At 63.2% G+C, this 1,907-nt stretch carries 1 protein-coding gene; it reads left to right on the plus strand.

Going from position 1 to position 1,907, the window contains the following annotated elements; all coding sequences use genetic code 11:
* Nucleotides 1–123: 123 nt before the first annotated feature.
* Entirely contained in the window at nt 124–1,887 is a 1,764-nt protein-coding gene (gene arc, locus E1285_RS44830; RefSeq protein ID WP_132160993.1) for a proteasome ATPase, read from the plus strand.
* Nucleotides 1,888–1,907: the final 20 nt, after the last annotated feature.

Below are 1,907 nucleotides of genomic sequence, written 5' to 3' on the forward strand. Positions count from 1 at the left end.
CCTCCCAACCCTCCCCGAACACCCCCGCACGACACGAACACCGAATGGGCAGGTTACGGAAGCCCTCCAGATAGGTAGGGTCTCAGTAGGTCGTCGGCTCTCTTCGTGAGGAGGTGACGGGGCGTGGCCGCTCGTGACGATGCAGGGGCGCGCAAGGCGCAGCACGAAAAGGAGGTCAGGGACCTCCAAACGCAGATCTCCTTCCTGGAGGAAGAGATCTCCGTGCTGCGCCGGAAGCTCGCAGAATCCCCGCGCCAAGTACGTGTGCTGGAAGAACGCCTCCATGAGGCACAGGCCAACCTGGCCGCCGTAACCGGTCAGAACGAGCGTCTCGTAGCGACCCTCAAAGAGGCTCGCGAACAGATCGTGGCGCTCAAGGAGGAGGTCGACAGGCTCGCACAACCACCATCCGGATTCGGAGTCTTCCTCGAAGGCCGCGACGACGGAACCATCGACATCTTCACCGGCGGACGCAAACTCCGCGTCAACGTGAGCCCGGCCGTCGACGTCGACGAACTCCAGCGCGGCCAAGAGGTCATGCTCAACGAGGCCCTCAACGTCGTCGAAGCACTCACGTTCGAAGAGCAAGGCGAAGTCGTCATGCTCAAAGAACTCTTCGACGACGGCGAACGCGCCCTCGTCATCGCGCACGCCGACGAGGAACGCGTCATCAAACTCGCCGAACCACTACGCGGAGTCCCACTCCGCGCCGGCGACTCCCTCATGCTCGAACCCCGATCCGGATACGCATACGAGAAGATCCACAAGGCCGAGGTCGAAGAACTCGTCCTCGAAGAGGTCCCCGACATCTCCTACAACGAGATCGGCGGCCTCGGCGGACAGATCGAACTCATCCGCGACGCCGTGGAACTTCCCTACCTGCACGCCGACCTCTTCCGCGAACACCAGCTCAGACCACCCAAGGGCGTCCTCCTCTACGGACCCCCAGGATGCGGCAAGACGCTCATCGCCAAGGCAGTCGCCAACTCCCTCGCCAAACAGGTCGCCGACAAGACCGGGCAGGAAGGCAAGAGCTTCTTCCTCAACATCAAGGGCCCCGAGCTGCTCAACAAATACGTCGGCGAAACCGAACGGCACATCCGCCTGGTCTTCCAGCGCGCCCGCGAGAAGGCGTCCGCCGGAACCCCCGTCATCGTCTTCTTCGACGAGATGGACTCCATCTTCCGCACCCGCGGATCCGGAGTCTCCTCCGACGTCGAGAACACCATCGTCCCGCAGCTGCTCAGCGAGATCGACGGCGTCGAAGGCCTGGAGAACGTCATCGTCATCGGCGCCTCCAACCGCGAAGACATGATCGACCCGGCGATCCTGCGCCCCGGCCGACTCGACGTCAAAATCAAGATCGAACGCCCCGACGCCGAAGCCGCCAAGGACATCTTCTCCAAGTACATCCTCGGCGGCCTCCCGCTCCACCCCGACGACCTCAAGGAGCACGGCGGCTCCGAAGAGGCCACCGTCGACGCCATGATCCAGCGCACCGTCGAACGCATGTACACCGAAACCGAGGAGAACCGCTTCCTGGAGGTCACCTACGCCAACGGCGACAAGGAAGTCCTCTACTTCAAGGACTTCAACTCCGGAGCGATGATCCAGAACATCGTCGACCGCGCCAAGAAGATGGCCATCAAGCAGTTCCTCGACACCGGCCAGAAGGGCCTGCGCGTCGCCCACCTCCTCGCCGCCTGCGTCGACGAGTTCAGCGAGAACGAAGACCTGCCCAACACCACCAACCCCGACGACTGGGCCCGCATCTCCGGCAAGAAGGGCGAACGGATCGTCTACATCCGCACCCTCGTCTCCGGAACCAAGGGCACCGAAGCCGGCCGATCCATCGACACCGTCGCCAACACCGGCCAGTACCTGTAACACAACCCACACCGGCACAC

Origin of the sequence: Actinomadura sp. 7K507, from assembly GCF_004348425.1 — a bacterium.
Lineage (GTDB): Bacteria > Actinomycetota > Actinomycetes > Streptosporangiales > Streptosporangiaceae > Spirillospora.